Genomic DNA, 8,524 nt, shown 5'->3' with positions numbered 1-8,524 from the left:
AACCGACTGAACTACCGCTGCGTATCGCTTTGAGCAGATGCTCAAGTAACTCGTCTGATTGAAAACTCAGTAGCTTTTCAATCTCGAACCAGATGAATCTGACTCGGAAAATATGGCGCAGCGGACGGGACTCGAACCCGCGACCCCCGGCGTGACAGGCCGGTATTCTAACCGACTGAACTACCGCTGCGCGTCGGTGGAGGCATTTCAGCCTACCTCTTGCTTTCGCAAGTATCTCGGGAGTGGTGGGTGATGACGGGATCGAACCGCCGACATTCTGCTTGTAAGGCAGACGCTCTCCCAGCTGAGCTAATCACCCGTTTGCATCTCCGAGGCCGCGAAATTTACGCAGGTAGAGAACCTAAGTCAATACCCTGCTTGAAGTTTTTCGAAAAAAGACAAAATTGTGTATAGGCAGCAAGACCGTTTTCGCGAGCAAGCCCGCTCCCACAGGGGAATGCATTCCAAATGTGGGAGCGGGCTTGCTCGCGAAAGCGGCAGCACATTCAACATCAATCCCGGAGCTTACTCGCTGTAAATCATCTTCTTGGTCATGCCGCCATCGACCACGAATTCCTGCCCAGTGACAAAACCGGCATTCCTCGACAGCAGCCAGGCCACCATCGCCGCGACATCCTCAACCGTCCCCACCCTGCCCGCCGGATGCTGGGCATGATCGGCCTCGGTCAATGGTTCGGCACGCCGCGCCGATGGGTCGCGCGCATCGATCCAGCCAGGACTGACGGCATTGACTCTGATTTCCGGCCCCAGGCTAATGGCTAACGCATGAGTCAGGGCCAACAAGCCGCCCTTGCTCGCTGCATAGGCCTCTGTGTCGGGCTCCGATTGCGCGGCGCGGGTCGAGGCCAGATTGACGATGGCGCCGCTGTGAGCGCGCAGGTACGGCGCACAGTGCTTGGCCAGCAACATCGGCCCACTGAGGTTCACCGCCAACACCCGATTCCAGTGAGCCAGATCAAGACTTTCCAGGGTGATGTTATGCGGATCGGCAACCGCCGCATTGCACACCAGCGCATCCAGGCGCCCGAACTGGCCGAGCACCTCGGCCACGCCCAGCGCAACTTGCCCCTCGTTGGCGACATCCATGGCGATGAACCAGGCGTTGTCCCCCAGCACTTTCGCCACTTTCGAACCGCGCTCCCGGTCCAGATCCGTCAGCACGACTTGCCAGCCTTCGCTGATCAGCCAGGCCGAAATCCCCAGGCCTATGCCCCGCGCAGCACCGGTCACCAGCGCTACGCGGCCATTGGAGCCGGTGTTTGGCGCAGACAACTCGATCACAACGCAGCCAGGCCGCGCGCCAGATCGGCTTGCAGGTCTGCAACGTCTTCCAGGCCGACCGCAATGCGGATCAGGCTGTCACGAATGCCCGCCGCTTCACGCTCTTGCGGCGCCAGACGACCATGGGACGTGGTACTCGGATGCGTGATGGTGGTCTTGCTGTCGCCCAGGTTGGCGGTGATCGAAATCAGGCGCGTGGCATCGATAAAGCGCCAGGCGCCCTCTTTGCCACCCTTCACCTCAAAACTGACAACCGCACCGAAACCCTTCTGCTGGCGCAGCGCCAGCTCGTGCTGCGGATGGCTCTTGAGGCCAGCGTAATGGACTTTCTCGATACCCTCCTGCTGCTCCAGCCACTCGGCCAGTTGCTGGGCGTTGGCACAATGGGCCTTCATGCGCAGGTTCAGGGTTTCCAGGCCCTTGAGGAAGATCCAGGCGTTGAACGGGCTCAAGGTCGGCCCGGCGGTACGCAGGAAGCCAACCACTTCTTTCATCTGCTCGCTGCGACCGGCGACCACGCCGCCCATGCAACGACCCTGGCCATCGATGAACTTGGTGGCCGAGTGCACGACGATGTCCGCGCCCATTTTCAGCGGCTGCTGCAAAGCCGGGGTGCAGAAGCAGTTGTCGACCACCAGCATCGCGCCTTTGGCGTGAGCGATTTTCGCCAGTTCGGCGATGTCGACCAACTCGGCCAGCGGGTTGGACGGCGACTCGACGAACAGCAGTTTGGTGTTGGGCTTGATCGCCGCGTCCCAGCCGGACAAATCCGCCAGGGCAACGTAGTCGACTTCAATGCCGAAGCGCTTGAAGTACTTTTCGAACAGGCTGATGGTCGAGCCGAATACACTGCGCGACACCAGCACATGATCACCGGCGCTGCACAGGCTCATCACCACGGCCATGATGGCCGCCATGCCGGTGGCCGTGGCCACGGCTTGCTCGGCACTTTCCAGAGCGGCGATGCGCTCTTCGAACGCACGCACGGTCGGGTTGGTGTAGCGCGAGTAAACGTTGCCCGGTACTTCGCCGGCGAAGCGCGCAGCAGCGTCGGCGGCAGTACGGAATACATAGCTGGAGGTGAAGAACATCGGATCACCGTGTTCGCCTTCCGGCGTACGGTGCTGACCGGCGCGTACGGCCAGGGTATCGAACGCTACACCTTCGAGGTCGCTGTCCAGCCGACCGGCATCCCAATCCTGACTCATGCTGTCACTCCTTGCCCTGCTCTTGATAGATAAAAGTCTTTTTACCAGATACAAAACCGGCCCCTCAGGGCCGGTAGAAACTCAGTTGTTGTACAGATCGATGATCGCACTGACTGCCTGCGTCTTGACCTTGGAGGCATCGTTGCGTGCCTGCTCGATCTTGTTCAGGTAAGCCTCGTCGACGTCGCCGGTGACGTACTGGCCGTCGAACACCGCGCAATCGAACTTGTCGATCTTGATCTTGCCGCCACCGACCGCTTCGATCAAGTCAGGCAGGTCCTGATAGATCAGCCAGTCGGCGCCGATCAGGTCAGCCACGTCCTGGGTCGAACGGTTGTGCGCGATCAGTTCGTGAGCGCTCGGCATGTCGATGCCGTAGACGTTCGGGTAGCGAACCGCTGGCGCCGCGGAACAGAAGTAGACGTTCTTGGCGCCGGCCTCACGGGCCATCTGGATGATCTGCTTGCAAGTGGTACCGCGAACGATGGAGTCATCCACCAGCATCACGTTCTTGCCGCGGAATTCCAGCTCGATGGCGTTGAGCTTCTGGCGTACGGATTTTTTCCGCGCAGCCTGGCCCGGCATGATGAAGGTCCGGCCGATGTAGCGGTTCTTCACGAAGCCTTCGCGGAACTTCACGCCCAGGTGATTCGCCAGCTCCAACGCCGCAGTGCGGCTGGTGTCCGGAATCGGGATAACCACATCGATGTCGTGATCCGGACGCTCGCGCAGGATCTTCTCGGCGAGTTTCTCACCCATGCGCAGACGGGCCTTGTAGACCGACACGCCGTCGATGATCGAATCCGGACGCGCCAGGTAGACGTGTTCGAAGATGCACGGAGTCAGGGACGGGTTGGTCGCGCACTGACGGGTGTACAGCTTGCCCTCTTCAGTGATGTAGACCGCTTCGCCTGGTGCCAGGTCGCGAATCAGGGTGAAGCCGAGCACGTCCAGGGAAACGCTTTCCGAGGCGATCATGTACTCGACGCCTTCGTCGGTGTGGCGCTGGCCGAAAACGATCGGGCGGATGCCGTGCGGGTCGCGGAAACCGACGATGCCGTAGCCTGTGATCATCGCCACGACGGCATAACCACCGACGCAACGATTGTGCACGTCAGTGACGGCGGCGAAAACGTCTTCTTCGGTCGGCTGCAACTTGCCGCGCTGGGCCAGTTCGTGCGCGAACACGTTGAGCAGCACTTCCGAGTCGGAACTGGTGTTGACGTGGCGCAGGTCAGATTCGTAAATCTCCTTGGCCAGTTGTTCAACGTTGGTCAGGTTACCGTTGTGCGCCAGGGTGATGCCGTAAGGCGAGTTGACGTAAAACGGTTGAGCTTCGGCCGATGTCGAGCTGCCCGCGGTTGGATAACGCACATGGCCAATGCCCATGTGACCGACCAGACGCTGCATGTGACGCTGCTGGAACACGTCACGCACCAGACCGTTGTCCTTGCGCAGGAATAACCGGCCATCATGGCTGGTCACGATACCGGCAGCGTCCTGGCCGCGGTGCTGGAGGACGGTTAGCGCGTCATACAGCGCCTGATTGACGTTCGACTTACCGACGATACCGACGATGCCACACATGCGACGCAACCCCTACTTAATGGATCTGAACTGAGCACTACTTACTGAGGCGTTTTGGCCATCGGCAAGAGTTGCTCCTTGAACGGAATATCAGCGGGTACGCTGATTCCGCTGGCAAGCCACTGACTGCTCCACCCAAGAATCAGGTTTTTGGACCAGTCTGCGACCAATAGAAATTTTGGCACGAGCTGTGACTCTTTCCACCACCCGTCCTGCTGTACCGGCCCCAGGCTCAACAGCCCGACGGCAATGACCACCAGCAGCCCGCCACGCGCGGCGCCGAAGGCCATGCCGAGGAATCGGTCGGTCCCGGAGAGCCCGGTGACGCGAACCAGTTCGCCGATAAGATAATTGATCATTGCGCCTACGATTAAAGTGGCGACAAACATGATGGCACAGCCCGTGATTATACGGGCCGACGGCGTTTGAATGTACCCGCCGAGGTACTCGGACAATGAGCCACCGAACATCCAGGCTACGACTCCTGCGATGATCCAGGTCAGCAGCGACAGCGCTTCTTTGACGAAGCCGCGGCTCAGACTGATCAATGCGGAGATGGCGACGATTGCTACGATCGCCCAGTCAACCCAGGTAAATGGCACAGTGCAGCCTACAGACGGATAAGGCGGCGCATTTTAGCAGAGCCCATGCTTATCGGTAAGCTGCGATTGTCAGTGCATTTCAAATCGGGGCGATAGTTTTAGCCACGTTCTGGCTGAAAGCGCACGACAAACCCCTTGAGGTTCTGCTGGCGGTTCAGCAAGTCACGCAGCCGGTCAGCTTCAGCGCGCTCGATCAGCGGCCCGACAAACACACGATTTTTGCCATCGGCGCTACGGATGTAGGCGTTATAACCCTGGCTGCGCAAGGTTTTCTGAAGTTTTTCTGCGCTTTCACGATTCGACAGGCTGGCCAGTTGCACCGACCAGCTGACAGACAAACCATTGGCATCGACGCGGCTTTGCGTGGTGTCCGGCTTGCCCGGCGCAGCTGTGATGGGCTGGGCAGGCGCTATCGCCGGTTTAGCGGCCAGAGCCGGGACCGGTGCTGGTGCAGGCGGCGGAGTAACCGGTTTGGCAGCAGGCGCCGGAGCCACCGGAGTTGTTGGCACCGCCGCTTCCTGCTGGGCGATTTCGTCATCGCTCGGCACGGGTTCCTGAGGCAAGGCTTGCGGCTCAGGCACCACCACTGGCTCGACCTGCACCTGAGGCAGCGCAGGCGCTTGCGGAGCCGCTGGCGCTTCGACCGTCACCTGGCGCTGTTCGTCCTGGCGGGAAAACAGCATCGGCAGAAAAATAACCGCCAGCGCGACCAACACCAGGGCGCCAACCATGCGCTGTTTGTATGCCTTATCCAGCAATGCCATTTGCCGCGTCCTCCGTGGAGCGCCGGGCCAGCCATTCAAGGGCCTCGGCGACACAATAAAATGATCCGAACAACAGGATTTCGTCGTCGCTCGTGGCCTGCGCGCACTGCCCTTCCAGGGCGGCCGCCACACTTTCGTATGACGTGACCGAAGCACCAAGACCCTGCAACGCGTCGTGCAAATCCGTCACCGAACGCGCCCGAGGCGAATCCAGAGGTGCGACAGCCCAGTGCTGGACACTAGCATTCAATTCGCCGACAACACCACCCAGGTCTTTGTCCGCCAGCAGCCCGAACACCGCCAGACGCCTGCCGACCGGCGGGCGACTGGCCAGACGACGGGCCAGATACTCCGCCGCATGGGGGTTATGCCCCACATCCAGCAATAGATTCAAGCGTTTGCCTTGCCACTCGAACTCGCGGCGATCCAGACGACCGACCACCTTCGTTGCCCGCAGCGCTTCGATAATCCGCGCATCCACCCAAGGCAAGTCGAGCAGCAAGTAAGCCTGCAACGCCAGCGCAGCGTTTTCCATCGGCAGATCGAGCAACGGCAGGTCGCGCAGTTCAACCGCACGCCCTTGCGCATCGACACCGCGCCACTGCCAGTTGTGATCGGTCATACCGAGATCAAAATCGCGCCCACGCAGGAAAAACGGGCAATTGAGCTCGCGCGCCTTGTCCAGCAGTGGTTGTGGAGGATTCAGATCGCCGCAGAGCGCAGGCGCGCCCTGACGGAAAATACCGGCCTTTTCAAAGGCCACGGACTCTCGGGTATCACCGAGGTAATCCGCATGATCGACGCCAATACTGGTGACCAGCGCCACGTCGGCGTCCACCACGTTGACCGTATCCAGACGACCGCCCAGGCCGACTTCCAGCACCACCGCATCGAGCCCGGAGCGCTGGAACAGCCAGAATGCCGCCAGAGTGCCCATTTCGAAGTAAGTCAGGGAAGTGTCGCCGCGCCCGGCCTCTACCGCAGCAAAGGCCTCGCACAGCTCGGCATCCGTGGCTTCGACGCCATTGACCTGTACCCGCTCGTTGTAACGCAGCAGGTGCGGGGAGTTGTAGACCCCCACTTTCAAGCCCTGAGCCCGCAGCAAGGAAGCCACAAACGCACAGGTGGAACCCTTGCCGTTGGTCCCGGTGACCGTAATCACCCGAGGCGCCGGCTTGCCCAGTCCCATGCGGGACGCTACCTGCTGCGACCGCTCCAATCCCATATCGATGGCTGAAGGGTGCAACTGCTCAAGGTAGGCGAGCCATTCGCCAAGGGTACGTTCGATCATAGGCTGGCTGGCACCGGCGGAACCACGATCGGCTCGATGGGTGCAGCAACGAACTTCGGCGTCGGCAGGCCCATCATTTGCGCTAGCAGATTGCCCAGGCGCGGACGCAGCTCCTGACGGTCGATGATCATGTCGATGGCACCGTGCTCCAGCAGGAACTCGCTACGCTGGAAGCCTTCCGGCAGTTTTTCACGCACGGTTTGTTCGATCACACGCGGACCGGCAAAACCGATCAACGCCTTCGGCTCGCCGACAATCACGTCGCCCAGCATCGCCAGACTGGCGGAAACGCCGCCGTAGACCGGATCGGTCAACACCGAGATGAATGGGATGCCTTCTTCACGCAGGCGTGCCAGTACCGCGGAGGTCTTGGCCATCTGCATCAGGGAAATCAGCGCTTCCTGCATCCGCGCACCGCCGGAAGCCGCGAAGCAGACCATCGGGCAACGTTTTTCCAGGGCGTAGTTGGCGGCACGAACAAAACGCTCGCCGACGATGGCGCCCATCGAACCACCCATGAAGGAAAATTCGAACGCCGAAACCACGACCGGCATGCCCAGCAAAGTACCGCTCATGGAAACCAGTGCGTCTTTTTCGCCGGTCTGCTTTTGTGCCGCGGTCAGGCGGTCCTTGTACTTCTTGCCGTCGCGGAATTTCAGACGGTCAACCGGCTCCAGGTCTGCACCCAGTTCGGTACGGCCTTCAACGTCGAGGAAGATGTCGATACGGGCGCGGGCGCCGATACGCATGTGATGGTTGCACTTGGGGCAAACGTCCAGGGTCTTTTCCAACTCCGGACGATACAGCACAGCCTCGCAAGACGGGCATTTGTGCCAAAGACCTTCAGGCACCGAGCTCTTCTTGACCTCGGAACGCATGATCGAAGGGATCAGTTTGTCTACTAACCAGTTGCTCATGCTTTCTTTCTCCAGTACCGGCGGCCCGAACGCTCTGGTTCGCGACCCCGTGTATGCCCTAGCGCTAAATTCATGTGTGCGGCGATGATCAGTGAATGGCCGGATCAGCGAAACGTGACCTGCGTACCACCCCATAACCCTCAGCCGTTTTGTACAGTGCAGTGGACGGCGGCAGTCTGCCAGCCGTCACATCAACAGGTGCTACCGCGTACCGCTTTGATAAATGCCTGAATCTTTGCGTGATCCTTGATGCCCTTGCTCGCCTCTACCCCACCGCTGACATCCACGGCATAGGGCCGAACGCGCGCAACCGCTTCGGCGACGTTGTCGGGCGTCAGACCGCCCGCCAGAATGATCGGCTTGCTCAAGCCTTGCGGTATCAGTGACCAGTCAAACGCCTTACCGGTTCCTCCGGGAACGCCTTCGACGTAGGTGTCGAGCAAGATTCCGCTGGCACTTGCATAAGCAGCACAGGCGGCGGCGATGTCATCACCCGCCTTGACCCGCAGCGCCTTGATGTACGGACGGTGCCAACCCTCGCAATCCGCCGCGCTTTCATCGCCGTGAAATTGCAGCAAGTCCAGGGGCACCGCATCGAGAATCTCACCCAACTCGCAACGGCTCGCATTGACGAACAAACCCACGGTGGTCACGAACGGCGGCAGCGCCTGGATGATCGAGCGCGCCTGCTGAAACGTCACCGCACGGGGGCTTTTGGCGTAGAACACGAATCCTATGGCATCAGCCCCGGCCTCGACGGCTGCCAACGCATCTTCCATGCGGGTAATCCCACAGATCTTGCTGCGAACGGCTGACATGTCGATACAACTCCAAGACAAATCCGGGAAAGTCC

8 protein-coding genes and 2 tRNA genes are annotated in these 8,524 nt (G+C 60.4%); all 10 read right to left on the bottom strand.

Annotation, left to right across the window (positions count from 1 at the left end):
* Positions 1–113 precede the first annotated feature (113 nt).
* Positions 114–190 (bottom strand) — tRNA-Asp (locus PMI28_RS14420).
* A 53-nt stretch (positions 191–243) separates the two neighbouring features.
* Positions 244–319: transfer RNA gene (locus tag PMI28_RS14425), tRNA-Val, on the bottom strand.
* A 206-nt stretch (positions 320–525) separates the two neighbouring features.
* A complete protein-coding gene (locus PMI28_RS14430) occupies positions 526–1,302 on the bottom strand; it encodes an SDR family oxidoreductase (RefSeq protein ID WP_007986973.1) in 777 nt (258 codons plus the stop codon).
* Positions 1,299–2,510, bottom strand: a complete 1,212-nt coding sequence (locus tag PMI28_RS14435) for an O-succinylhomoserine sulfhydrylase (RefSeq protein ID WP_007975671.1) — start codon at positions 2,508–2,510, stop codon at positions 1,299–1,301. Before PMI28_RS14435 ends, PMI28_RS14430 begins: the two co-directional genes overlap by 4 nt.
* An 81-nt stretch (positions 2,511–2,591) precedes the next feature.
* On the bottom strand, positions 2,592–4,097 hold the full coding sequence (gene purF, locus PMI28_RS14440; RefSeq protein ID WP_007975670.1) for an amidophosphoribosyltransferase: 1,506 nt from the start codon (positions 4,095–4,097) through the stop codon (positions 2,592–2,594).
* A gap of 41 nt (positions 4,098–4,138) precedes the next feature.
* Positions 4,139–4,699 (bottom strand): CvpA family protein, encoded by a 561-nt coding sequence (locus PMI28_RS14445; RefSeq protein ID WP_007975669.1) that lies wholly within the window; start codon positions 4,697–4,699, stop codon positions 4,139–4,141.
* A 98-nt stretch (positions 4,700–4,797) separates the two neighbouring features.
* Entirely contained in the window at positions 4,798–5,463 is a 666-nt protein-coding gene (locus PMI28_RS14450; protein ID WP_007986971.1) for an SPOR domain-containing protein, read from the bottom strand.
* Positions 5,447–6,754, bottom strand: a complete 1,308-nt coding sequence (folC, locus tag PMI28_RS14455; RefSeq protein WP_007986970.1) for a bifunctional tetrahydrofolate synthase/dihydrofolate synthase — start codon at positions 6,752–6,754, stop codon at positions 5,447–5,449. The genes PMI28_RS14450 and folC overlap by 17 nt, the downstream gene beginning before the upstream one ends.
* Positions 6,751–7,671, bottom strand: coding sequence for an acetyl-CoA carboxylase, carboxyltransferase subunit beta (gene accD, locus PMI28_RS14460; RefSeq protein ID WP_007986968.1), 921 nt, complete (start codon positions 7,669–7,671; stop codon positions 6,751–6,753). Before accD ends, folC begins: the two co-directional genes overlap by 4 nt.
* 191 nt (positions 7,672–7,862) lie before the next feature.
* A complete protein-coding gene (locus PMI28_RS14465; protein ID WP_007986966.1) occupies positions 7,863–8,489 on the bottom strand; it encodes a phosphoribosylanthranilate isomerase in 627 nt (208 codons plus the stop codon).
* Positions 8,490–8,524: the final 35 nt, after the last annotated feature.

This window comes from Pseudomonas sp. GM48, from assembly GCF_000282335.1.
GTDB lineage: Bacteria > Pseudomonadota > Gammaproteobacteria > Pseudomonadales > Pseudomonadaceae > Aquipseudomonas.
Note: the sequence above shows the minus strand (reverse complement) of the source record. Positions and strands in the feature narration are given on the sequence as shown.